Origin of the sequence: Candidatus Magnetobacterium casense (genome assembly GCF_000714715.1) — a bacterium.
Lineage (GTDB): Bacteria > Nitrospirota > Thermodesulfovibrionia > Thermodesulfovibrionales > Magnetobacteriaceae > Magnetobacterium > Magnetobacterium casense.
On the sequence record NZ_JMFO01000012.1, the window covers coordinates 60,086 to 84,421 of the forward strand.

Annotated in this window: 29 protein-coding genes and 1 pseudogene; 12 read left to right on the plus strand and 18 right to left on the minus strand. The window is 48.5% G+C overall.

The genetic code is table 11. From position 1 onward, the window contains the following. The first annotated feature begins 53 nt into the window (after positions 1–53). Complete coding sequence (locus Mcas_RS08270; RefSeq protein ID WP_040335049.1) at positions 54–278, plus strand: antitoxin family protein; 225 nt, start codon at positions 54–56, stop codon at positions 276–278. Between the two features lie 92 nt (positions 279–370). Here the strand turns inward: Mcas_RS08270 and Mcas_RS08275 are convergent, their stop codons facing one another. From Mcas_RS08275 to Mcas_RS08285, 3 genes are all read right to left on the minus strand, one after another. Continuing rightward, on the minus strand, positions 371–562 hold the full coding sequence (locus Mcas_RS08275; protein ID WP_040335050.1) for a hypothetical protein: 192 nt from the start codon (positions 560–562) through the stop codon (positions 371–373). Positions 563–706: 144 nt separating this feature from the next. Then, the gene (locus Mcas_RS08280; RefSeq protein ID WP_040335051.1) at positions 707–934 is read right to left on the minus strand and encodes a NifU family protein; all 228 of its coding nucleotides are present in this window, start codon (positions 932–934) and stop codon (positions 707–709) included. Between the two features lie 47 nt (positions 935–981). Further along, positions 982–1,224, minus strand: a complete 243-nt coding sequence (locus Mcas_RS08285; protein ID WP_040335052.1) for a hypothetical protein — start codon at positions 1,222–1,224, stop codon at positions 982–984. A gap of 42 nt (positions 1,225–1,266) precedes the next feature. Here Mcas_RS08285 and nfi point away from each other — a divergent pair, with 42 nt between their 5' ends. The 5 genes from nfi to Mcas_RS08310 all read left to right on the plus strand — a co-directional run bounded on the left by nfi (position 1,267) and on the right by Mcas_RS08310 (position 7,082). Beyond that, entirely contained in the window at positions 1,267–1,938 is a 672-nt protein-coding gene (nfi, locus tag Mcas_RS08290) for a deoxyribonuclease V (protein WP_040335053.1), read from the plus strand. Continuing rightward, positions 1,926–3,452: a B12-binding domain-containing radical SAM protein gene (locus Mcas_RS08295; protein ID WP_040335054.1), complete on the plus strand. Its 1,527-nt coding sequence runs from the start codon at positions 1,926–1,928 to the stop codon at positions 3,450–3,452. The genes nfi and Mcas_RS08295 overlap by 13 nt, the downstream gene beginning before the upstream one ends. Positions 3,453–3,688: 236 nt before the next feature. Then, the gene (locus Mcas_RS08300) at positions 3,689–4,033 is read left to right on the plus strand and encodes an STAS-like domain-containing protein (protein ID WP_040335055.1); all 345 of its coding nucleotides are present in this window, start codon (positions 3,689–3,691) and stop codon (positions 4,031–4,033) included. Positions 4,034–4,035: 2 nt separating this feature from the next. Further along, positions 4,036–4,665 (plus strand): hypothetical protein, encoded by a 630-nt coding sequence (locus tag Mcas_RS08305; protein WP_040335056.1) that lies wholly within the window; start codon positions 4,036–4,038, stop codon positions 4,663–4,665. Between the two features lie 38 nt (positions 4,666–4,703). Continuing rightward, the gene (locus tag Mcas_RS08310) at positions 4,704–7,082 is read left to right on the plus strand and encodes an exo-beta-N-acetylmuramidase NamZ domain-containing protein (RefSeq protein ID WP_040335057.1); all 2,379 of its coding nucleotides are present in this window, start codon (positions 4,704–4,706) and stop codon (positions 7,080–7,082) included. Between the two features lie 227 nt (positions 7,083–7,309). Here Mcas_RS08310 and Mcas_RS19200 read toward each other — a convergent pair whose 3' ends face one another. The 10 genes from Mcas_RS19200 to rplM form a co-directional block, all read right to left on the minus strand. Then, positions 7,310–7,528, minus strand: a complete 219-nt coding sequence (locus tag Mcas_RS19200) for a type II toxin-antitoxin system HicB family antitoxin (protein WP_040335058.1) — start codon at positions 7,526–7,528, stop codon at positions 7,310–7,312. A gap of 1 nt (position 7,529) precedes the next feature. Continuing rightward, on the minus strand, positions 7,530–7,745 hold the full coding sequence (locus Mcas_RS08320) for a helix-turn-helix domain-containing transcriptional regulator (protein WP_052567041.1): 216 nt from the start codon (positions 7,743–7,745) through the stop codon (positions 7,530–7,532). Next, complete coding sequence (locus tag Mcas_RS08325) at positions 7,742–8,080, minus strand: type II toxin-antitoxin system RelE/ParE family toxin (RefSeq protein ID WP_040335059.1); 339 nt, start codon at positions 8,078–8,080, stop codon at positions 7,742–7,744. The genes Mcas_RS08320 and Mcas_RS08325 overlap by 4 nt, the downstream gene beginning before the upstream one ends. A 275-nt stretch (positions 8,081–8,355) precedes the next feature. Next, complete coding sequence (locus Mcas_RS08330; RefSeq protein WP_040335060.1) at positions 8,356–8,787, minus strand: hypothetical protein; 432 nt, start codon at positions 8,785–8,787, stop codon at positions 8,356–8,358. A 309-nt stretch (positions 8,788–9,096) separates the two neighbouring features. Beyond that, positions 9,097–9,936: a tail fiber domain-containing protein gene (locus tag Mcas_RS08335; RefSeq protein WP_040335061.1), complete on the minus strand. Its 840-nt coding sequence runs from the start codon at positions 9,934–9,936 to the stop codon at positions 9,097–9,099. Between the two features lie 489 nt (positions 9,937–10,425). Further along, positions 10,426–11,274 carry an RpnC/YadD family protein gene (locus Mcas_RS08340; protein WP_040335062.1) on the minus strand — a complete coding sequence of 283 codons (849 nt, stop codon included), beginning with the start codon at positions 11,272–11,274 and terminating at the stop codon, positions 10,426–10,428. Positions 11,275–11,554: 280 nt separating this feature from the next. Beyond that, positions 11,555–13,033 (minus strand): DegQ family serine endoprotease, encoded by a 1,479-nt coding sequence (locus tag Mcas_RS08345; protein WP_040335063.1) that lies wholly within the window; start codon positions 13,031–13,033, stop codon positions 11,555–11,557. Between the two features lie 52 nt (positions 13,034–13,085). Further along, positions 13,086–14,123: an N-acetyl-gamma-glutamyl-phosphate reductase gene (gene argC, locus Mcas_RS08350; protein WP_040335064.1), complete on the minus strand. Its 1,038-nt coding sequence runs from the start codon at positions 14,121–14,123 to the stop codon at positions 13,086–13,088. Positions 14,124–14,225: 102 nt separating this feature from the next. Further along, positions 14,226–14,618, minus strand: coding sequence for a 30S ribosomal protein S9 (gene rpsI / locus Mcas_RS08355; protein ID WP_040335065.1), 393 nt, complete (start codon positions 14,616–14,618; stop codon positions 14,226–14,228). Positions 14,619–14,630: 12 nt separating this feature from the next. Further along, positions 14,631–15,062, minus strand: coding sequence for a 50S ribosomal protein L13 (gene rplM, locus Mcas_RS08360; RefSeq protein WP_040335066.1), 432 nt, complete (start codon positions 15,060–15,062; stop codon positions 14,631–14,633). Positions 15,063–15,192: 130 nt separating this feature from the next. Here rplM and Mcas_RS08365 point away from each other — a divergent pair, with 130 nt between their 5' ends. Continuing rightward, positions 15,193–15,561, plus strand: coding sequence for a hypothetical protein (locus Mcas_RS08365; RefSeq protein ID WP_052567042.1), 369 nt, complete (start codon positions 15,193–15,195; stop codon positions 15,559–15,561). Positions 15,562–15,588: 27 nt separating this feature from the next. On the opposite strand, the gene Mcas_RS08370 is transcribed toward Mcas_RS08365, so the two are convergent. From Mcas_RS08370 to Mcas_RS16610, 3 genes are all read right to left on the minus strand, one after another. After that, positions 15,589–17,724, minus strand: a complete 2,136-nt coding sequence (locus Mcas_RS08370; protein ID WP_353740387.1) for a TIM-barrel domain-containing protein — start codon at positions 17,722–17,724, stop codon at positions 15,589–15,591. A 250-nt stretch (positions 17,725–17,974) separates the two neighbouring features. Then, positions 17,975–18,460, minus strand: coding sequence for an FG-GAP repeat domain-containing protein (locus tag Mcas_RS08375; protein ID WP_081853719.1), 486 nt, complete (start codon positions 18,458–18,460; stop codon positions 17,975–17,977). Beyond that, positions 18,346–19,032 (minus strand): InlB B-repeat-containing protein, encoded by a 687-nt coding sequence (locus Mcas_RS16610; RefSeq protein WP_052567044.1) that lies wholly within the window; start codon positions 19,030–19,032, stop codon positions 18,346–18,348. The genes Mcas_RS08375 and Mcas_RS16610 overlap by 115 nt, the downstream gene beginning before the upstream one ends. A gap of 164 nt (positions 19,033–19,196) precedes the next feature. Between Mcas_RS16610 and Mcas_RS08385 the strand changes: the two genes are divergently transcribed. The 3 genes from Mcas_RS08385 (at position 19,197) to Mcas_RS08395 (ending at position 20,970) form a co-directional block, all read left to right on the plus strand. Next, entirely contained in the window at positions 19,197–19,541 is a 345-nt protein-coding gene (locus Mcas_RS08385; protein ID WP_052567045.1) for a type II toxin-antitoxin system RelE/ParE family toxin, read from the plus strand. After that, complete coding sequence (locus tag Mcas_RS08390) at positions 19,538–19,900, plus strand: helix-turn-helix domain-containing protein (RefSeq protein ID WP_081853721.1); 363 nt, start codon at positions 19,538–19,540, stop codon at positions 19,898–19,900. The genes Mcas_RS08385 and Mcas_RS08390 overlap by 4 nt, the downstream gene beginning before the upstream one ends. A gap of 410 nt (positions 19,901–20,310) precedes the next feature. Then, positions 20,311–20,970: a hypothetical protein gene (locus tag Mcas_RS08395; protein ID WP_040335068.1), complete on the plus strand. Its 660-nt coding sequence runs from the start codon at positions 20,311–20,313 to the stop codon at positions 20,968–20,970. Between the two features lie 139 nt (positions 20,971–21,109). Here the strand turns inward: Mcas_RS08395 and Mcas_RS16615 are convergent, their stop codons facing one another. Then, positions 21,110–22,075, minus strand: a complete 966-nt coding sequence (locus tag Mcas_RS16615) for a J domain-containing protein (protein WP_052567046.1) — start codon at positions 22,073–22,075, stop codon at positions 21,110–21,112. A gap of 463 nt (positions 22,076–22,538) precedes the next feature. On the opposite strand from Mcas_RS16615, the gene Mcas_RS08405 reads away from it, so the two are divergent. Next, positions 22,539–23,129 (plus strand): MCP four helix bundle domain-containing protein, encoded by a 591-nt coding sequence (locus Mcas_RS08405; RefSeq protein WP_040335069.1) that lies wholly within the window; start codon positions 22,539–22,541, stop codon positions 23,127–23,129. A 134-nt stretch (positions 23,130–23,263) separates the two neighbouring features. Continuing rightward, positions 23,264–23,393: pseudogene (locus tag Mcas_RS19440) on the plus strand (IS1634 family transposase N-terminal domain-related protein); the annotation flags it as partial. 438 nt (positions 23,394–23,831) lie between these two features. Here Mcas_RS19440 and Mcas_RS08415 read toward each other — a convergent pair. Further along, on the minus strand, positions 23,832–24,336 hold a 505-nt coding region (locus Mcas_RS08415; RefSeq protein WP_040335094.1), incomplete at its 5' end, for an ISAzo13 family transposase.

Here is a 24,336-nt window from a genome sequence, read left to right on the forward strand (position 1 = left end):
GGTTATAGATTTTTTCGAGGGTATTTCTTAAGGTTAAAAGGAGGATTAAGTCTGTGACAACAATAAGAGCAAGATACTCACATGGGGTCTTTGAACCTCTGGAGGGGATCGAATTAGAGGAAGGTCAGGAGTTAGAGATCGAGGTCAGGGATAAACGTGAGAAGGCTACCCTTGCAATTAACGAACGGATAAAGGTATTTGCGGAGTTGATAAAAAAAATCGGTGATATATCACCTGGTGGAGACAGTGTTGATGACATAAGAAGAGAGAGAGAATGAGGTATGTAGCAATTGATAGCAATATCTTTGTCAGCAGTCTTGATCCAAGAGATGTCTTTCATTCGGCTGAATGTGAAAAGGTGATAGAGTAATTACCCAAGGAGTTTTCTCTTTTGCATCAGCCTCTTCTTAACCACTGCAATGGTTTCCCTCGGTTCGTCCTTGCGTTCAGATGCCGTGAGGGTGTCATAGAAATCTTCCCACACATTGCCATATTGCTTAAGATCTATTACAACGGCTGTTCTATCTCCATTATCGTCTGTCATGTACTGTATGCCCTTCATATGTCACCTCCTTTTGCAGCATCGTCTATACAATTTTCACTCATCTCTATGAAGGGTGCTGTCCCTTTTTGTGATGGAGGGGCGCTGCCCCCCTCCCAACTACGGCAAGGGCAGCGCAATCACATCTGAACTGTTTCCCTGGTCTCAGACGGCCTCAACTGCCTTGATGCCGGGGATGTCGCTCTTGAGTTTGACCTCTATACCTCCCTTTAGCGTCATGATTGACATCGGGCAACTGCCGCAGGCGCCAATGAGCTTGACCTTCACGATACCGTCAGCCGTGATGTCAACAAGTTCCACATCCCCGCCATCGCGTCTGAGGGCCGGCCTGATTTGATTCAATGCACTCTCTACTTCTGCTCTGTCTACCATTTAAAAAATCTCCTTTTCTTTTATTGTTAATGTCAGTAATCTCTGCATCATGTCCGATAGAGGTTATATATCTCCTTTCTGACGGGACAGTTGCACACAAAGGTATCAGCAAACGGCAGCCGGTAACTGCAGTAGTTGGCGTCAATACAACGCACGAACAACACGTTATCGTTGACAAAAATATCCACCTTGCAGAGCCACTCGACCCTGTTTTTCAGACACTGCTGCTCTTTCCTGCAATCTGCCGCTTCCTTAAGTACTTCGTCTCTTATGTTCAACAGCTCGTTCACTTTACATCCTCCTTTTCAATAAGATATATTATAACTTAATCTATGCAAGATGTAAAACTATCGGAAAATTTACGGCAGGCAAGACATACCCAACTGGCCCTTGCCCAACAGGTGCGGATAGAGGCGCTTGGCGTGCAACCGTGCCTTGTTGCCGGCGTGGATGCGGCATTTTCTGACAACAAGGTCATAGGCAGCGCCTGCCTCTTTGACTACAACACCCTGCACAAGGTGCATGAGGTTTCGGTGGTACAAGAGGTGGAGTTTCCGTATGTACCGGGGTTTCTCTCCTTCCGTGAGGCGCCGGTGATTATCGGGGCAATAAAGTTGCTACAGACCCCACCCGACCTTATAATCGTCGATGGTCAGGGGATCGCACACCCGCGTCGCATAGGGCTGGCCTCCCACATTGGGGTGCTCCTGGGCATACCGACTGTCGGATGTGCCAAGTCCAGGCTGATTGGCATCTATCAGGAGCCGGGTCCGCACAAAGGCAACTGGCAGTACCTCTACGACAAGGAGCAACAGATCGGAGCCGTCCTCAGAAGCCGTGACAACGTAAGCCCGCTGTACATCTCTCCGGGGCACCTCATCGATATCAGCGGCTGCCTCGACGTCATCCTGCACACCACCACGCGCTACAGACTGCCGGAGCCTATCCGCTGTGCCCACAACCTGTCGGCGCAAAATAAACGCCTGGTGACATGGCAAACATAGCACTCATATCACCCTACCCTGACATCACGGTGTTTGGACTGAGGACTATCTCTGCCTGGCTCAAGGTGCATGGGCACAACAGCAGGATGGTCTTTCTGCCCGACCCCCATGCCGATGCCCCACTGCCAGACCGTAAAAGACATACCAGGCAGATATACAGTGAACAGGTGCTCAATCAACTTATATCCCTCTGTGCCGGAGCAGACCTGATTGGCATCACGCTTATGACAAACTACTTTGAACACGCCGTTGAGTTGACAACGGCCCTCAGGGACTCCCTTCAGGTGCCCATAATCTGGGGTGGGGTGCATCCGACAATCAGGCCGGAGGAGTGCATCAAACATGCCGATATCGTCTGCGTGGGCGAGGGCGAGGAGGCAATCCTTGAGCTGGCCAACAAGATTGCCTCCGGCTCGGACTACCTCTCAACACCAAACCTCTGGCTCAGAACGGCAGATGGTATCGTCAAAAACCCCCTCGCACCCCTCAACCGCAACCTCGATATCTACCCGATCCCCGATTACAGCTTCCAGGACCACTACGTCTTACATGAGGGGTGTATCCCCCCCCTGGACTACGAAATGACCCGGGAGTTTTTAAGGCGTGGAACGGTGTCGGCCTATCTCAATAAGGTTGGTTATCAGACGATGACCGGTCGGGGCTGTCCACATGCCTGCACCTACTGCATAAACGATACACTCAAGGGCCTTTACAGTGGCAAGGGTGGTTATTTGCGGTGGCGTTCCGTGGGCAACGTCATGGAGGAGTTGTCGTGGGTCAAGGCCAATATGCCCTTTGTGGGGTACATATGGATATCCGATGACGCCTTCTTTGCCAGGGGGACAAAGGCCATTGCGGAGTTCTGTCAGAGCTACAAGCGGGAGATCGGGTTGCCATTCAGCGCCCTGGCCAGTCCCCTGACCGTGACCGAGGAAAAGATGGCGCTGTTGGTGGATGCCGGTTTGTGTTACATCCAGATGGGCATCGAAAGCGCCAGCGACAAAACCCAACGTCTCTTTAACAGGCAAAACATGTCAAACGACGTCACAATGAAGGCCATCCGGATAATCAACAAGTACAAGGGCAGGATGTATCCCCCAAGCTATGACTTCATCCTGGACGTCCCCTATGAAACGGACGAGGACAGGATACAGACGCTGAGGTTTATATCGGAGATACCCAAGCCCTATCAGCTTCAGCCGTTTTCCCTGGTACTCTACCCCCAGACCAGGCTCTATCAGATGGCCAAGGCCGACGGCTTCATCACGGATGAGCACAGGGACATCTACGACAAGTCCTACACGATGCGGCAGCCAAGCTATCTCAACCTTCTGATGGCATTGTGTCGGAGGGGGAGGTTTCCCGCACCGTTGCTGAGGCTTCTCATTGCACCTTCTGTAGTGCGGCTATTTAGCAGCGGCCCCCTGAAGCAGCCATTCAGCAAGGTCTACCAGGGACTGCATCGCCTGTATCGGCTCGTTAAACGGCAAAGGGTAGGCAGGGGGAAATTGTGAATATATCTGTTGTAAAAGTACCCACTATTAACGATGAGCTATCAGACTTTGATAGTTGACGTATTTAGCTGCAAATGTTATACTACAATTGATAGACTACAGGAGAAATACATGAACAGAGCTACATTCTTTGAAGGTACGATTGTGAATATTGTTCTGCGCTGTGATGCATTGTATTATCAATTTTCTAATGAAACTCCAGGTGAGTCGATTTTTTTGAGGATGGTGAATATAGTATGAAAACAGACATATATAAGGAAATAGGCGAAATCTGCATTACAATGCAAGATGGTCAAAAGATATTTGATCAGATATATCCCATATTGTTGGCCGGCAACACGGTTGAGCTTAATTTTGAGAAAGTTACATTATTTACGTCACTATTTTTTAATGCCGCCATTGGGCATCTGCTGAAAGATATAAAACCGGAGGACCTAAACCGTCTTATCAAGATAACAAACATGAACTCTCTGGGGTGGACAGTTCTTAAACGCGTGATAGAAAACGCCAAAGAATATTATGGCAAACCAGAGATACGTAAAGCTGTAGATGAGATACTACTACGACAGGCAGAAGATTAGTAATGCCCGTTCAGTATAATATTCGTGCTGATATTATTGACATTCGCAGTGATAGTCCAAGTCCAGACGACGTCTTTATGGTTGACACAAATGCCTGGTACTGGTTTACCTATACCCGTGATATTTGGGCAAATAAACCTTCTAAACGTCAAATTGTTAATAGTTACATCTCATACATAAATGTTGCTATTTCAGTTAAAAGTAAGCTGCTTAGATGTGATCTATCCTTGTCTGAATTATCTCATATTATAGAAAGAAATGAGAGGGACATCTTCAGCAGCTCAAAGGGGCATGAGGTGAAACCCAAATTATACCGCCACAACTATCCCTTTGAACGAAATAGAGTTGTCAGCGAAATCCAAGCTGCGTGGAGCCAGATTGAAGCGATGTCAAAAGCCGTTGCCATAAACATCGATGAAACTGTTACAAAGAACGCTATGAATCGTCTTACTACCGAACTACTTGATGGCTATGACTTGTTTGTCATTGAAGCAATATTGCGCAATAACATAACGAGTAAAGTCATTACGGATGATGGCGATTTTGCCACAGTTGGCGGTATTGAGGTCTTTACCGCAAATGATAACGTCATTAATGCGCCTCAATCACAAGGGAGATTAATCGCCAGGTAATGTGACATTGTCAAAATAAACATAAGGAGAATCTTCAGATGCCTCAATTGATCACATTCTGCTACATATTGTTTAGTGTGTTTTTTGCGTGTATCCCCCCCTTATTGTGGGCAGCAACGGCAGAGCCTCAATCGCTGTTTAACGAGGAGCACCTGGCCTCAATTGACGAGCTTGTGGACAAGAGCATCGGCGAAGGCAAGCTACCCGGGGCAGTCGTACTGATCGGTAACAGGGACAGCATCGTCTACCGAAAGGCCTTTGGCTACCGTGCCGTTGAGCCGGCCAAGATACCGATGACCGTGGATACGATCTTTGACATATCTTCGATGACAAAGCCCATTGCCACCACCATAGCCATCATGCAGCTTATGGAGGCGGGCAAGCTCCGCCTTGAGGACTCCGTGGGCAAACACTGGCCCGAGTTCAAGGCCAACGGCAAGGCGAAGATCACCATCCGTCAACTGTTGACGCACTACTCCGGCTTAAGTGCTGGTCTGCCCCTGACCCCATACTGGCATGGCAACGATGCGGCCATGAAGATGATCGTCAACGAAACCCCAATGTACACGCCGGGGACACACTTTACCTACAGCGATATTAACTTCCAGGTCCTGGGGGAACTTGTCTGGCGGCTCTCCGGTCAGAGACTCGATGCCTACTGCGCACAACACATATTCAGGCCCCTGGGGATGAAGGACACGTCGTTCAGGCCCTCCGAAGAGGTCCGCAGCCGCATAGCCCCCACGCAGTACCGAAAGGGCAAGCTGCTCCAGGGAGAGGCTCATGACCTTCCGGCCTACAGGATGGACGGCGTGGCAGGACATGCGGGGGTGTTTTCTACCGCCGATGACCTTGCCGTCTTTGCCAGGATGATCTTGCGCGGAGGGACGCTCAACGGCGTCCGTATCCTGGGCACCCTGACCATCGCCAAGATGTTCACCCCGCAGGAGCCTATGGACAAGAAGACCGTGCGCGGATTGGGCTGGGATATGGACTCTCCGTTTGCCTCTAATCGTGGCGTGTTGTTTCCCGTGGGTTCCTACGGACACTCCGGATACACGGGGACGTCAATCTGGATCGACCCCGTCTCTGAGACCTACGTTATCATCCTCTCTAACCGTGTTCATCCTGATGGCGGGGGGGATGTAGTATCTTTGCGGGCCGAAATTGCAACCATCGTCGGCGCCGCCCTGGAGTCGGAACCTGCCCGGCGGATACTCAAAAGTCGCATCCCCCTGACCGCCTACCACGAACTCGTAAACAGCTATCACACAAAAGGCCCGCGCAATGGCAAGGTCAAAACGGGTTTAGATGTCCTGGTTGCCGAGGGATTTGCGTCATTGTCGGAGCTCAGGGTGGGACTTATCACCAACCACTCAGGCATAGACTCGCAGGGACGCCACAACGTTGACCTCTTTCACAAGGGGCGTAACGTAAAACTCAAGGCCATCTTCAGTCCCGAACACGGTTTCTCCGGCGAATACGACGAAATCATAAAGACAGACGTCACCACAGACCCCAAAACGGGTGTGCCCATTTACAACCTCTACGGCAAGACCTATCGTCCCACCCCTGCCATGCTTGCCGGATTGGATGCCCTGGTCTTTGACATCCAGGATGCCGGTGTGCGCTTTTACACCTACATAACGACGATGGCCTATGCCATGGAGGCCGCTGCCGCACAGGGGATTGCCTTTTACGTCCTGGACCGGCCAAATCCGATCACAGCCATGGCCCTGGAGGGACCTGTTGTACAGAGCAATCTCAGGTCGTTTACCAACTACTTTCCGATGCCCACCAGACACGCAATGACCATTGGCGAACTTGCCAGGATGTTTAACGAGCAGTACAAGATCGGCGTCAAGCTCCACGTGATCAAGATGCAGGGCTACGAGCGCACAGACTGGTATGACGAAACCGGTCTGAAGTGGCTAAACCCCTCTCCCAACATCAGGACGCTGACGCAGGCCACGCTATATCCGGGCGTGGCGCTCATCGAGGGTGCAAACGTCAGCGTGGGGCGGGGCACGGACATGCCTTTTGAGGTCTTTGGGGCGCCGTGGATAGATGCCGGACGGCTTGCCTCATATCTCAACGGTCGCCGTATAGAGGGTGTGCGTTTCCTGCCGGTGGACTTTAAACCCAAGGGTGAAATATACGCCAACGAGGTCTGCCATGGTGTTCAGATAGTCCTCGTCGATCGCCAGGAACTTGACAGTGCCGTCCTGGGGGTGGAGATCGCCTCGGCGTTGTACAATCTCTTTCCAGGCTTTCAGCTTAACAGCACGAAGGGGCTTATCGGCGAATCCACCGTAGAGGCCATCAAGCAGCGCACAGACCCACAGTTTATCCCGCTACAGTGGCAGGAGCAACTACAACAGTTCCGGCAGTTGCGTGCAAAGTATCTGCTCTATTAAAGAAAGAAGGGAGGTGGAATCCATAACCATTGACGTTAATTGTACAGACTTTTGCCTTGCGTCAACCAAGCTATCAGACATGCGTTAGAAGTCATGTTGTATTCAGCATATCTGAGTTGTTTATCATTTTTCTTGTCCTGGACTCTAAAACCTTTTTTTCAAATCGGCCTGTTTACACAATTCGCTTGCTGTTATCCTATCAAACATTTTATGTCTTTTTACAGACACTAAAATTCAACATGTAGTTGCTGTAATAAGGCACCCCCTTCCGGGATATCTTCACCTTGCTGGAGGCATGCCATTATCATTTCTTTAGTTGCGTCCTGGAGTAGTTCCCTGCATTCCTCCAATGTCTGCCCTTCTGTAACCACCTCAGGCCACTCTACCAATTGCCCCATATACCCGGAATCGATCTTAACGTACCTTGCCGTATATATCCCTACCATGTTAGATCGTATAAAAATCCAATGGTATCAGGCAAATGCCGTCTCCGCTGATTGCTGATTTTTCTGAGGCATATACAACCCATCCGGCCTCAGCAATATTGCGAAGAGCCAACAAAAATAGCTCTTTGTCGTTTTCCTCCAAAACGGCGTTAAGATACTCAACCGCTTCTTCACGACCTCTTAGAGATTCAATTAAAAAGTCATGGTAGTCTGTCATCGCTCTCTCCTAATCATAAAATCATCCCAATATATTAAAGCTTTCTTGATATCAGCTTCCTGATGGGTCTTGTCGCCCCCACATAGAAGCAAAATTATATCAGAACCAACCTCTCCGAAGTAAACACGGTATCCTGGTCCATAATCTATTCTCAATTCATAAACTCCACTCTTTATTGCCCTGCAATCGCCAAAATTACCTAAGCTTAAGCGGTCTATCCTTGCCTTTACTTTCGCCTGCCCTTTAATGTCCTTCAGTGAGTCAAGCCACTGCCGAAACGGTTCCTTGCCATCCGTTGCATCATAAATCCTAATCCGTTTATTTGATGCCTCCAATAATTTATATTATCCTATCGACTACATGTTTTGCAAGATTTAAGGTAATAATTCAGGTATACAATAGAAAGATTGCACTATAAATTAAGATATTATGGGGTCAAGGGGTCAGCGAGGGGCGAGCCGCCCCCGGCTAAGTTCCCCCGGCTCAGTGGGGGGCTGGCCCCTTTTATGCCAGTGCGGCTCGCACCTTGCAGGGGAGGTCAAGGAGGGGGCGGGAGTGTCCCGCCGCATCAAGAAGCGGAGCCGCCCTCCTTTTCTCTTCTTGCCGTGTGTTAGTAAATGCCCCAGTCGCTTGGCACGCCGTGATCGGCATAGCCTCTGGAGTTAATAGTCGTGCCGTCCATCAGCCAGACGTATATCTTGCCGGTATCGACGTCTTGCAGGTGTACGTCGCTCTTACCGTCGCCATCGTAGTCGGCGATTGACCTGATCTGCCATTGAGACGGTATCCCCTTGGCCACAAAACCGCTGCTTCCCTGTATCTTGACACTGTCCATGAGCCAGGTATAGACATCGCCAACGTCCTTGCTCTGCCAGAGGATGCCGCTCTTGCCGTCACCGTCAAAGTCCTTCTTTGTCCTCTTGCATACACCGTTAAACTCGGCAGTGATGCTTCTTGTTGCCGTCATGTTTACCGTACACTGATTGCCGATGGTTACGTCGCATCCAGTCCAACCGTTAAAGATTGAGGCGTTGTCCGCCACCGCAGTGACTATCACCTGTGTGTTAAGGGTATACAGCGCCGTGCCGGTGTTGCCGCTCCAGTTGAGGCTGCCCGTTGACGTTGTGGTAGTCCTGTAGAGGTAGTGATACTATCCTTTGATGGTTTTTCCTAATCAGGCATTTAATGCTGTTTTTAAAGATGGATTCCCACTTTCGTGGGAATGACATGAACTATTTAATAATGAGGGTTTAGTCTACATGCATCACTACTTCTGCAGGACTACCGACGTTGTTATAGTGCCGTCACCGGTGCCCTGTTTTGTGACCGTCAGCGTTTTGTCTCCATTATGTCACTTGGTTTGATGTTCAAGCGACTTCACCCTGTCCGATAACTCCGCGATGGTCTTCTGCTGCTCCTGGACTATCTTCGTCAGCAGTGCGACCATGTCCATTGGGCTTAGACCCTTGCGGTCCTTTGTGGCCACGATGTCTGGGACGTCCTCCGCGATGAAGCCGATGTGGTGATCCATCTTGTCGGTCTTGTAATTGAAGGTCACGGGCTTCAGGTAGTTTAAGGCCAACATCGCATCGTTGCTGGAAAGCTCCTCGATGTTTTCCTTGTACTCGCGGCTTGAGGCGTTAGTCCATACACCGCCGGTGGTTACGTAGGCACCAGATACTCTCATGTGTAGGGGGTATGAAACTGTATTAACATCGCTGGAACCACGACCAACACCTAAATACCCATTAGCAGCTATCGTAACCAGTTGAACTCCTCCATTTACACTCAAAACTATAGGATGATTAGATTGAGTACCAATTCCAAAACTTTCGTATGCAGCACCTCCCTCATCACCAGGGACTCCAATATCAGCGGTAACCCCAACGTGATTAGTCATACGTATTGCAGCCGCATTATTACTTACAAGAATATGAAACGGTCTTTCAGGGGTTGTTGTCCCAATGCCAACATTCCCCCCGTTGAAATACAGGCTGGTTCCATTCTTATCCCAGCACCGCTCCCCCAAGTAGGTAAAGTTGGCATTGACCTCACTGGACTTGGCGACCGTCCCCGACGTGAACACGTTTGGCACCGATCCTGCATATGCCGATAGCGTCAGAAACAGCAACGCAACAATTGCTACGTTAGCCCCAATTACTTTCTTTAAACCTGTGTTACTAAACCTCATCTTAAAGTACCTCCGAACGTATCCTCTTAAAAAAGCATGGTAAAATGGGGTCAAGGGGGCTGGCCCCCTTGCAGGGGAGGTCTGAGGAGGGGGCGGAGCCGCCCTCCTTTTTTCTTTTACCATGAAATATAAAGAAGATACCTCCGAACTGTGTTTAATTTGCACGCAAAATGCGTGAGCGCCCTTTGATTGCTACTTCGTTGATGAAAAAGGCCGGACAAGATACAACAATGACGTTGATAAGTGGTAGTCCAATTAAACGCAAAAATACCGTGGAAAAGAAAAAATCTGGGGGTCTTAAGTCTTAATGTTGCTGAAGGTGTGCTAGAGAGAGAGCAAGACATGCGCCAAAACTGGGATATCCTGGCATGTCAGGCTGAAAATAATCTCTCAACCGTATAAAAAAAACCTCCTTCTTCACATTCTTTACGATCATCGCAGAATCGCATTTAACCTTATAGCCGCGACAGACGTTGTTCAACGGCAAGCTCAAGCGTTACCCTGCAGGTACAATCTCAACTGGGCTACTGACGTGGACCTCTTGATAAGCGCCCTGAATTCATCAAGTCTATCGACCTTATCAATGCCCCTGAGCATATCCATAAGCTCCAGCCCCTCCGGGCCATACTTGATTTCAAGCATCCCTTCTATCCCTTCCAGCTTGCCTTCCAGTTTGCCTTCCTGTCTGCCTTTGAGTTCACCCTTTGTAAATATATCCTTAAAGAACTCGTATTCATCCAAATCAATTGTTATCGGCATGTTCAGTACCTCCTGTTTTACCTTGGCGGCCAGATTTCTTAATCCGGCAAGATATAGAAATTTCCTTATATAATTCTCCCTTTTTCTGGGTTGTAACCGGTAGAGTTTAGCAAGAATCCTCTTTATAGTAACATCGGCATCGTCGAACCTGCACAGAATAGCCAATATGATATCATCAGGGTCATCACTGTCAATGAGTTGGTTGCCATCAAGAGTACGGGCGTCTATCAATTCGTAGGAATACTTTATTCGTTTAAACTTCATACTGCTTTTCATGTTTAACGGCTTATTACCGATATACAAGACAATCTGTAACGGTAACTTCTTGTACTGATTGTATATGAACCCGGAATAGAGATACATACGCCCCAACATATCGCTGTCGTTTGACGATTGCATCTCAATGTGGGCTATATTGCCATCCGGCAACTCAATCAAGATATCGACCTCCCTGATCTGAATATCGGGGAACTGGATATCTATGAATTTGCCCGTATCGTATCCCGTCAGCAGCTTCAGAAACCTCCGAGGTGCATCTTTAACGATATCCTTCAATACTATATCATACTTCTGGTGCATGACTATTATGATAATACCACAGAAGTGTTTCTGTCAACAGTTAATTTTTGCACACATAGTTGCAGTTAGTTCCGGACTTTCTGTAGTAGTTCTGTAGGTAGTCCTGTAGAGGTAGTGATACTATCCTTATGCATCACTACTTGTTCAGGACTACCTTTTTTTAGATATGTAGAGTACCCTTTCTGCCTCACCCCCTTGGCCTCACCCCCTTGGCCTCACCCCCTTGCGGAGTAGGTCTGAGGAGGGAGCCATAGCCCTCCTCCTTGCCGTTTTCTCGGCCTTACTTCTTGCTTGAGAGTGTCACGTATATAAATGACCCAGCCCTGTAGACTGACAACAGGACGTCGTCATCCTTCTTGATCGTGGATATTGCGGTTTCGTAATCACTGACATTACTTACACGCTTTCTGTTGACTTCGCCGATGATGTCACCCGGACGCAGGATAGAGGCAGCGACGCTACCCTCATCGACGCCGGTTATAATAACACCGCTGACCTTTGCCGGTATGTTAAACCTCTCCCGCAGTGACTGGGTCAGGTTCTGAACGCTTATGCCCCGCATCTTTGTTTCAGACTCCTGAGCAGAGGGCAGCATGGCGGCAGTCTTGTCATCGGGCAGTTCACCAACCTTTACACTTAGCATAACCTCTTTTGTCTCCCTGATGACCTTGACATCAACCGTGGTACCCGGGTCTATGGCAGAGACCATGTTGCGCAATTGCCTGGTACTGGTGCTTTCCTTGCCGTTGAATATGACGATGACATCGCCGCGCTTTATGCCTGCCTTATCAGCCGGCCCGCCATCGACGACATCGGCAATCAGCACGCCGGTTTTTTCGGTGAGTCCGAAGGACTTGGATAGCTCCGGGGTCAGGGGTTGAATATTGACACCGAGCCAACCTCTTACCACTTTGCCATTTTTCATGAGGCTATCCATGACGTTTTTAGCCATGTTGGTCGGTATGGCAAAGCCAATGCCCTGATATCCGCCGCTTGTTGAAAAGATGGCCGTGTTGATCCCGACAAGCTCTCCGTTGATGCTCACCAGGGCACCACCTGAGTTGCCAGGATTGATGGCGGCATCTATCTGGATAAAGTCTTCGTAATCGGCAATGCCAACGTCAGACCGACCCACGGCACTGACTATGCCCATTGTAACCGTCTGATTCAGACCAAAGGGGTTGCCGATGGCGATAATGATCTCACCCGGTTTCAACTTGCTTGAGTCGCCAATCTTGATGGTTGGCAGGTCCTTGGCTTCAATCTTGATAACGGCAAGATCGCTTTTGGAATCGGTCCCTATAACCTTGCCCTTGTACTCGGTCTTGTCGTAGAGGATGACCTTGATTTCATCCACGTCCTTTACGACATGGCTATTGGTGAGGATGTAGCCGTCGTCGCGGACGATTACGCCGGAGCCCAGCGCCTTTGACTCATGTTTTTTGGGTGCGTGGAATTGGTTTTCATCCCCAAAGAAGCGCCTGAAGAACGGGTCATCAAAGAATCGCCCCATGGGGTTGTCCTTCATCTCTACGGTCTTCATGGTTGATATGTTGACTACGGCCGGTCTGGCCACCTCAGTTACCTCGACCAAGGCATTGCTGAACTGTTCCAGGATTGCCTTGCTGTGCGGGGCAACCTCCTTTGACTGTGCCACGGACTGGTTTTGTATGTTGAGGTTAGAGGCGAGTATCAATCCTATGACAAGACCAACCGCTATCAGCGACGTCGCAAAGGCAACCTTTCTCTTAAATACCATATTGTTTTATCCTCCTGTATGTGTTACATAGATTTTTTGGGAAAAGCCCGGGTTAGGGGAGTACTGATAATGCCTTCAGCGCCACGGTTTCGTCAAAGCCGCACATGATATTCATATTTTGAACAGCCTGACCCGATGCCCCCTTTATGAGATTGTCTATAACACTGACTATGATAAGGGTGTTTTTTCTATCGATGGCGATACCGATCTGACAGAAGTTAGTCCCCCTGACGTTTTTAATATCGGGGAATTTCCCCTTGTCCATGACGATAACGAAGGGATCATTTTCATAAGTATGTTCGTATAGCGACAGCACCTCTTCGAGGTCGATTGCAGGGCCAAGGGTAGCATAGACGGTGCTCAGGATGCCACGGTTAACCGGCAGCAGGTGAGGAGTGAAGGAGACCGTTACAGGTTTTTGTGCACTCAACGATATGCCCTGTTCTATTTCGGGCGTGTGTCTGTGTGTTGCGACCCCATAGGCGCTGAATCCGCCGTTTACTTCACAGAAAGATAACGCAACTTCCCCCTTTCGTCCTGCCCCCGATACCCCGGACTTTGAGTCTATCACTATGTGGTCAACGTCAACGAGGTTGTGCTTCAGGGCTGGATACAGGGCAAGCAACACGGAGGTGGGATAGCACCCCGGATTTGCCACCAGCGACGCCCCCTTGATCGACTCCCTGTGTACTTCCGGCAATCCGTATACGGCCTTTGCAAGGGTCTGCGGGTAGTGATGAGTGGTGCCATACCATTGGCTGTAGACGGCGTGGTCCTTCAGTCTGTAGTCGGCAGAGAGGTCTATGACCATCTTGCCGTTTCTGTGGAAGTGGTCCACTACCTCCTGTGAGGTAGCGTGTGGCAGTGCAGTGAAGAAGACATCGCCCTTTTCAAGCAAAGCCTCCTTCTCTAACGGTTCAAAGACATAGTCGGTGTAATCATACAGGTGAGGAAACAGCTCCGTAACAGTTTTGCCCACATAGCGGTCGGCGGTTATGGCCGTTACCAGTACATCGGGGTGGTTGATCAGGAGCCTCATAAGCTCGCTGCCCGTGTATCCACTCCCTCCACATATCACAACTTTCAGCATTTACGTTTCGTATGCCCCCTTGTTCAGCAATTTGTCGTACTTCAGGTAAATAGCATCCGATAAAATACCGCGGCCTGTATCATTGCAGATATAGCCTCAGAATTATCTTTTTGAGAATTGGAATCTTTTACGGGCACCTTTTTGGCCGTATTTCTTTCTTTCCTTTTCCCTTGGGTCTCGTGTGAGCAGACCCTCTCGTTTTAATTTGGGTCTGAAGTCCGAGTCGGAATTGACCAGGGCAATGGAGATACCATGCCTGATGGCTCCGGCCTGTCCAGCGGGTCCGCCACCGACCACCCTGGCTACTACGTCGAGTTTTCCGACCATACCGGTTATCTCAAGGGGTTGGTTGATGATCATACGCAGGGTTTCCCTTGAGAAGTAATTTTCAACCGATCTGTTGTTGACGGTGATCTGCCCTGCCCCTTTTTTGACTATAATGCGGGCTATGGAGGTTTTTCGCCTCCCTGTTGCCGTATATCTGACCTCGGTCATTAAAATCTCCTTCTATACTATATTTATTGGTTCCGGTTGTTGTGCTGCATGAGGGTGTTGAGGGCCTCTGTAGACCTTGAGTTTTTTGATAATAGCGCGTCCCAGTCTGTTCTTAGGCAACATCCCCCACACGGCGTCTCTAATCATGGTCTCGGGCGACCTCTTGATCCTGTCCTTGGCGCTCTCCGACTTGATACTGCCGATGTAACCCGTATGGTGGTAGTAGAACTTCTGGTTGAGCTTGTTGGCCGTAAGCACTATTTTTTCGGCATTTACGACTATGATAAAATCACCCGTATCGGCGTTTGGAGTGAATATGGGTTTGTGCTTGCCCCTGAGATAAGTCGCTATCATAGACGCCATACGGCCCAATATCTTACCCTGGGCATCCACAAGGTACCACTTCTTCTCCACATCACTTTTTTTCATAAAGACTGTCTTCATTACATTCATCCTTTTTCCAAAATCTTTGCTCAGTTCTTACTATGATAACGGATTAAAAAATTTATGTCAATGTCTCCGGCTAAAAATTTTAGATTGACAGTACCCATAAAAAGCACTTATAATAATTATTATGGATGAAAGAATAAGAGAACTCGAAAATAAGTTTATAAAACTGGAGGAGGGACAAAGACGTCTTGAAGACAAGATAGACAATCATTTTGCCCTCTTTTGCCAGAAGATAGACGGTTTGACCACCCTGGTAGCTAACAATGAAAAGGCATTAAACGCTAAGATAGATGGCGTTGAAAAGGCATTAAACGCCCGAATAGACAGCACTGAAAGGAATCTGGGGCAACGGATGGATTTTTTCGAAAAATCCGTTGATGAGAAGATATCGAACAAGTTTAATGAAGCCAAGCTGCAACTAATCATGTGGATTGTAGGAGTAGGTATGACGACTGCTTCGCTGGCTGTAGCAGCCCTGAAACTATGGAAGTAGCCACCAGAGGTGCAGCATGGTTGGCATTTACGTCACAACCCTTCTGCAGACCTTCTCTGCCGAGGCATCGTATATCTCAAACAGGAACTCGGTTATTGTAATGGGTACGTCCTCGTGTTCGTTGCTGCAGAGCATGATGCCATAGTCGTCGCCGGCCCTTTCGATAACAATGTCCAGGGTTGAGAAGCAGCCTTCTTTGTACTTAAGCGTCCTGCCGTCATCGTCGTAGAGGGTGAAGGTTGCCTTGTCGGTGACAAACCCTATGACCGTCAGAGACCGGCAGTCTGCCTGACCGATGTAATCAACGGGATGAGTGAGTGTGACTAGGGTGTTTTCCCTGATAAAAATGAGCATCTCACCGAGTTCGGCGCCTATGTAATAGACCCCCGGGGCATAGACCTCGACATCTCTTGCATCATAGCGTGAGCATCTCCACAGTAGCCACCGGTTTTTTTCTTGTTCCAGGTCGCACCTGGTTCTTTCTCGCTCCAAGTCGCACTTGGCCGATGGCAGGGTTACGTACCTGCCCCTTGCATTTGGCTGATGTATGGGTGCTACCATGATGGAGTTGCCATACATGAACTGGTCTTCGACATCCGTCGTATCAAAGAGCGGCGAAATAAAGGGCACCAACTCCCTCACACAACGCATGTACTCCGAGTACGTGTAGGGCAGGAGGGCATAGCGCAGGCGTATTGCCTCCCTCATCATGCCAAAAGCCCGGTGTCCGAATGCCCAGGGTTCCTGATACCTTGTGCCCATGGCGGAGTGATTCCTGCACAGTGGCGAAAACACCCCCAACTGCATCCACCTGATCATTAGTTCGGAGTACGTGTTGCATCCAAATCCGCCAATGTCTGCGCCACAGTAAAAGAACCCCGCCATGTTCAGAGACATGAGCATCCTGATGTGTGACAACAGGTGTTCCCACCAGCTCATGTTGTCCCCGGTCCAGATGCCGGCCAACCTGTGAGTGCCCGTGCAACTGCTCCTGGACAGAAGAAAGTATCGCTGTTGTGGCATGTACTCGCTAAAACCCTCAACGGTTGCCTTTGCCATGTTAAACCCGTAGAGGTTGTGGATCGCATTATGGGGTACGGCGTTGCCGGCGTCATCGGTGTGGACGATTGCCTCGAAGTACTCCGGCCTGTTTGACATTGAAGTCAGCGCCTCCTTGTCAAAGCCGTTTTGTCTCATGTACTGTACGGTGTCGTAGAGTTCGTTGACGGCCTGCGGGGTGTAAAAGATGGATGGCTCGTTCATGTCGTTCCAGAAGCCCTCGATGCCGGCCTCGATGAAGCGTTTGTGGAGGCTTCCCCACCACTTTCTGGCGGCTTGGTTATGAAAGTCCGGCAGGTATGCAAATCCCGGCCACACCGCAGCAACAAACAGGCCGCCATCGGCACTGCGGCAGAAGTGTCCGTTATCCATTCCCTCCTGGCATACCCCGTACCCCCGCTCGACCTTCACGGCAGGGTCTATGATCGGCACCAGCTTAAAGCCATCCTGCTTCATTGAGGCAACAAAGCGTTCAAAGTCACCGAAGCGTTCCTGATTGATTGTGAACACCTTATAGCCATCCATGTAGTCTATGTCCATGTATATGGCGTCGCAGGGAAACCCCTTCTGTCTGAACATCTTTGCAAGTTCGGTGACAGACCTCTCATCGGGATAGCTCCACCGGGACTGGTGATAGCCAAATGCCCACTTTGGCGGCACGTAGGGGGTGCCGGTGAGTGTCAGAAATTCCCTGACGATATCGGTGGGCTTGAGGCCCTGTCCGGCAAAGACATAGATGTCAATGTTGCGATTTGCCATCCGTATCCGCAGGAGGTCGTCCTGTGTAAAACCGATGTCTATGGTAATTTCGGCGGGATAGTCCAGGAACACCCCAAACGTCTCCGTGCCCTCTACGATGACAAATGGGTGTGAGCCATAGAGGCACTCCTTGTCCGGCGTATGGACGGGGTCATCGGTTGCGTAGAGCCTGTAGACCTTGCCCCTCTTGTTGAGTGCCCCCAGCGTCTGACCAAGACCAAAGACCCTGTCATGTGGTGAGAGGGTGTACGTCAGGTTCAGGCCGGTTTCGTCTATGGTGCAGTCGAACCTGCCGATAGCGTCAACAGGTTCCAGGGCGTCCTCGTTTACGGGCAAGGTAGTCATACCCGTCGTTAAGGGGCTTCCCAGTCTATAGACCGTTGTGAAGTTTAAAATTTCCGACCGCTTAAACATACGACTATTATACCATGAATCAGAGGGCTTTATGTTATAGAGCGTTTCGATTGCATGCGATACAAAAAAAGAAAGGGGCGGTTTGTGGCAGGGGTGCCCCACCCCCTCCGCCCCCCTTCAGAACCCCCTGCAAGGGGGCCAGTCCCCTTAACCCCTTAATGGGTGGGTGCTATTACAGCGCTTACCTCATCTGCCAGACGGAAGGCATACCGCGTATAATGAAGTCCCCGCCTATTATCTTGGTGCCGTCCATAAGCCACACATAGATATCGCTGCTTGAGGTGCTTTGCCATATCATATCGGCCTTGCCATCGCCGTCAAAGTCGCCGGTTGTCCTGAGCTGCCAGTCTGATGGCATACCACGCAGTACGAAGTCAGTGCTTGCTATCTTGGCACCATCCATAAGCCACATGACTATGTCGCCGGTCTTGCTGTTTCGTAGCAAGATGTCAGATTTTCCGTCGCCATTGAAGTCGTCCACTGCGATAATATCCCAGTCTGATGATAGGTTTTGGGTGGCATAGTTGCCTCCGGTTATGGACTTACCGTTCATTAGCCATATGTAAACATCACCTGTTGCCGAGTTTCTCCAGAGGATGTCCCTTTTGCCATCACCGTCAAAGTCGTACTTGAGCGCATTTTGTTTGCCGACATTGCGAGCGTGCATGTAGGCATTGTGTCGCTGCAATCGCCGCTCCAGTTAGCAAAGGTATAACCTGTATCCGGTATTGCGGTGAGGGTTACGGATGTGCCGAAGCTGTATGATGTGGTACCTGTGTTGCCGCTCCACGAGAGTGTGCCTGTCGATGCGGTTACGTTTCCAGAGCCGTTACCGGATTTGGAGACGGTGAGGATATATTGGGGAGTTGGGGTGGAAGAAGGGGCAAACTTTTGGACGCGATGGCCACCTTGTTCTACCACATACACATTGCCTGCGTTATCCAACGCTACATAAGCCGGATAAATAAACTGTCCATCACCCGAGCCTTGGCTGCCCCACTTGGTTATAAATTTACCACTTGCATCAAACTTCTGTATGCGATGGTTACCTTGTTCTGGCACATACACATTGCCTGCGCTGTCTAGCGTTATTCCAATAGGGCCATAAAAATGCCCATCGCCGCTGCCTTCAGCACCCCACTTGGTGACAAAGACGTAGTCATCCGCAGCAGCCGCTACCCCCCCCATAGATGCAATAACCATGCCACACACAAGAACTGCCATAAACATTCTCTTCATAACCTTACTCCTTGTTTGAACTGTTTTTTCTGTACCCAAATCAGGCACATTTTCTATCTTGTCAAAGACAATTAGCCTATTATCTAACATCTATACCGCATTTGTCAAGGTGTGCTTTCAAAAAAGAGCTTGCAGTTTGGCGACAAATATGTCAACATAGACTTGTGAGAGATACACGACAAATTTCATGGCTCAAGGCGGCTCGCAGGGACTTCGAGGAATTTCCAGAAGATGTGCAAGACGACATGCTTGATGCGCTCTCACTTGCTGCGGAGGGCAAAAAGGCGAACAATGCAAAACCCTGCAAGGGTAGCGAAGACGGCGTGTTTGAAATTGCAGTTCGGCATCGCGGAGACGCTTTCCGTACGCTCTACGCCGTCAAGGTTGGCGTGAACATTTGGGTGATTCACGCCTTTCAGAAAAAATCCAAGTCGGGGATCAAAACCCCTCAAATGGAGGTCGAGCTTATCCGAGAACGGATAAAACGACTAAAGGAGGCTTTAAAATGAACGACGACGACATGGAACTTGTGCACGGAAGCGGCAACATCTATCGTGACTTTGGACGCCCAAACGCGGGACTTAGGCAGGCTCGCGCTATCATCGCGGCTAAGATCATCGGTATACTCGATGAACGCAAACTCACGACGCGCGACGCCGAAAAGTTGACGGGCGTTTCACACTCCGAGTTTTCGCGCATCCGCAACGCACAGCTCAGGCGGTTCACGCTTGACCGGATGATCACGATTCTTGGAAAACTTGACGAAGATATTGAGGTGGATGTTACCTTCACGTCACATCATTCTTTGCAAGAAGGAGTACACTCTGGTGCCACTGCATTCAAACGTGGTCACATTGCTCAAGTATAGTAAAGATTAACTCCAAGTGGGGTTCTGAAGGGGGTCAGGGGCCATGCGGCTTTTATGTCAAACCGCCCTGGCTCACCCCCTGGAATGTCAAGAAGCCATAGCCCCTTCACAAAAAACTTGACCATTATAGCCACATTAACTATAATATCTATATCAACTTTGATAAAGGAGATATGACCGTGCTTAAAACCATATCAGCAATGAAGGCCAGACAAAACTTGGGGCAAATCATCAAGCATGCTAAAGGTTGTTGTGGATACTAATGTTTTTATTAGCGCCCTTTTAAATCCTCTAAAGAAATGTTTTCAAACAACCGATAAGAACATATAGGTGTTTTTTTAGTGAAAAGGCCAAACAAGGGCGGGCATTTTGCCCGAGGTCAAGTATAAAGTTAAGGAGGAACGAATTGTATGAATGTTAATACCGACTTTAGCGCCTTGCAACAGACGGCCGACATTTACCAGGGCAACAAGGTAAACAACGTCGCTCGTGTCAACAAGACAGCCGACGGGGTTGAAGGCAAGGCTGATGGCCCGCAACGGGGTCAGGACAAGGTGAGCATCAGTGCCGAGGCTCGTGACAAGTACAATGAGAGCTTGAAGGCTGCCAACACGGACAACAAGGCTGCAGATGATACAAAAAAATCCAACCCCAACACTAAAGGCTCCGATGCGAACACCAAAAAGACTGAAACCGCAAATAGCCCCGAGGATATCGCCAACTACAAAAAACGTATGAAGCAGGCCGAAATCGACAGAAAGGCAGCAGAAGACGCCAAAAATGCGGAGGCCAAAAAAGCCGAAGACAAAACCGATAACTCCAACGCAAACACCAAAAAGACTGAGGACTCAAAGAACGCTCAGACCAACGACAAGGAAGCCCTGAAGAAAGCAGAGGCTGATAAAAAGGCAGCAGAAGACGCCAAAAATACGGAGAACAAAAAGGCTGAAGACAAAACCGACAACTCAGAGACAACTAAAAAATCATCCAACACTGACAACGCCAAAGGAACTGAGGAAACCACAACAACAAAACGAGGCAGTAAACGGCCAGCCGATAAGGTAGCATAACATATTGAACTCTGACTGATAAGGAATTAAAAGGAAAGGGAGGGTGACTCACCTGAACGATTTCTCTGTTAGCCTGATGCTCATCCTTCAGCTCTCCCCGAACTTTATGCCGGCTTGGGAAGGATAGCCAACAGCTAAACTAGAACTTTATGTTATGGTCTTTAAGGTGTTTAAGGTAGCGATTTATCTGCATTTCGCTTAAGAGTCTTTCTTTGACAAAGTACTCGCCGATTGGCTTTTGGCTTTTCTGTTGCTGCCACACCAGCATGTTGCATTGAAACGGGGTAATGACCTTGAGCCTGACGAGACAATCGCCAAGTCGTTCGCCCCGGATCTTGCCCCGTAACAGTTCAACGATCTTTTCTTCGTTGAGCCATCCCCACCGCACGGCGATCTCTCCCATGCGCTGACGCTGCTTTGACTGCCAGACAATGGCGGCTATGAGGTCCTTCCAGGAAACGATCCCGGCATAATACAGAAACTCGCCTATACGCAGCTTCCGCCGTGGCAGATTTTTTGCCTGATACGCGTAGGTTGACGTCTTTGAGGAGTCAATGGTGAAACGTGGGTCCTGATTGTTGGACTGCTTGTGGGCATCTCTGCCGTTGTGACTGTCGGCATGTTTGGCGGAAAAACCGTTGTTGCTAAAGCCGGCCGATTCAGTCTTGTGTTGCTGCGTATTGTTGGAAGACGACCTGTTGTTTCCATAGTATGACTGTTGAGTGCTCTTTGCCGACTGATTTTGATAGGCACTCTGGTTGGACTGTTGCCACGTCTTAAAGTTACCGGTGTAGGAGTCCTTTTGTGGCTTGAATGTATTGACGTAACTATCTTTGAGTTTGAAGCCGTTTTCCCTCTGCTTCAGGAACGCGTTGAGCTTTTCGTATGCCTCGGTGGCCTCGATGAACTGCTGCGTACAGGTTTTTTTGTACTCCTCGCCCTCGGAGGCATTGCGGTCGGGGTGGGTTGCGAGGGCTATCTTTCTGTAGGCGCTCTTGAGACCCGACGGCTGGATGTATTCGAGGAAGCCACGGTCAATCTTGACCTCCTCGCCAAACAGCACCTTGCAGGCATCGTAGAGCTCTATCTCATTTACACTATACATTGAAAAGATTGTATCAAATCTTAAAGTAACTTGTCAAGTAATTTTTTATATCACATTAATTAATAAGCAAAATCAGTATCCTCTTTATATTTCATGGTAAAAGAAAGAAGGAGGGCGGCGGAGCTTCTTTTCCTCTCCAGGGGGTGAGGCACCCCTGCCATAAAAGTCGCACCTGGCCCTCCTCAGACCTCCTCTGCAAGGGGGGGCGAGGTGCAATCTTGTCGCAGCGGGGGTTGGCAACCCCTGGCTAAAAGCCGCACCCGCCCCGGCCATGAAGAAGCCCCCTTAACCCCATTTTACCCTACTCTTTTAAGAGGATACGTATTGACTTGAAAGAGAGGTTTCATTTACTATTATAAGGTAGAGCTAATCATCAAAGCACTATGAAGAGGTGGAGCATCCATACTGTAACATCGTTTCATTTTGCAACATATATAGTAGAAAGAGGGGTCTGATTAGGAGCATGAAAATAGGCACTCGTCTTGGTGCAGGGTTTTTGCTGATACTGTTACTTCTGATGGCTGTTGCTGTTTTTGGAATAAACCGTATGCATAACTTGTACGGCCTTGTCTATAAGATGCACAGACATCCCTTTACCGTTATCAGGACAGTATCGAGGATTGACGCCAATGTTATCAGGATTGATCAATACATGAACTATATTGTCCGTGCCAAGGACTTATCTGACGTGGATAAAGACTCTCTCTACATAGACGAAGCTGAAAAGGAGGTACTCGAAAACTTTAATACCATCTCCGTGCGCTTTCTTGGCGATAAGGCAATGTATGATACTGCACTGGGGCTGTACCTGCAATGGAAACCTTTAAGGGGTGAGATTATATCATTGGTAAAGGCCGGCAAACTGGATGAAGCAGAGGCCATATTACATGGAAGACATACTGATCATATATCAGACATTAACAAGGCAACAAGCGTTATTGTAAGTTTTGCCCAAAACAAGGCTGAGACATTTCTCCAGGATGCAGAGAATACCACTAAAGATGCGTTAGACTTGATGTGGATATTCCTGCCACTTGCAGCGGATATTCTGTAAACAGTAAGCATAGATATCAATAAAGATGGCAGGGTACGGATATTTTTTAGCCAAAATGTAGACACTAAAATAGTCGAATGTACAAAAATAACGCTTGACAATTAAATTAACTATGATATATAATAGTAGTCACTATGTATATAGATTACTCAACGATAAAGACATCTAGTGGCAAAAGTCACACGAGGATATTATTACGTGAATCCTATAGGGATGATGGCAAGGTAAAAAAACGGACTTTATCAAATCTTACACATCTTCCTGCAAATATTATCAGGATGATCAGAGACATGTTGACAGGCACTGGAAAACCAATAGATAAGAAAGTGATAGAGACGGATAAGGTTAGCGTGAAAACAGGATTAAAGTTTGGTGCACTCTATGTGCTTTACGTTTTTATCATACGGCTAAAAATATTAGAAGCACTTGGTAAATCGCGAGAAGCCTTATTGGTGGTATGGTTAATATGTGCACGTATTCTTTTTCAAGGTTCACGACTTAAAGCCGCAAGAATGGCAAGACATTATGCAATCAGAAATATAATCGGAGTAGAAGCGTTTAACGAAAATCATCTCTATGAAGCACTCAAGTGGCTTAACGATAAACAAAAAGAAATCGAAGAGCATCTTATGAAACAAAATGTTGTTGACGGAGAAAATATATTTCTTTATGATGTAACCTCATGTTAGTAACTGTCCATAATTAACTTGAACAATTAGGTGCTATAGTATAATTCCATTCACCATGAAATGAAGCCTTAGTTAAATTAACTTTGTCAAATTCTTCATCAGACACCTTAATTCCCTTTGAGTAAGCAGTTGTATCCAGTTCTGCCTTGATCTTTAAACCCTTATTTGTTGTGGTGCTACCTATTAGATTTACGATTATCTCATGGCTTGTCAAAGGCTTACCACGCCAGTTCATGCTTATATGGCAGAACATTCTATGTTCTATTTTATTCCATTTGCTGGTTCCCGGTGGAAAGTAACAAACCGATATGTTTAAACCTGTTTCGTTTGCAAAACGTTGGAGTGCAACCTTCCACAAACGGACACGATAGCCATTACTGCCCCCGCAATCAGCAGTAATGAGAAGTGTTTTAGCATTGGGATAATGTTCACACCCCATTTTACGCCACCAGCGGCGGATACTTTCCACTGCAAACTCCGAAGTATCGTTATCTGTACCAACACTTACCCAGCCTATA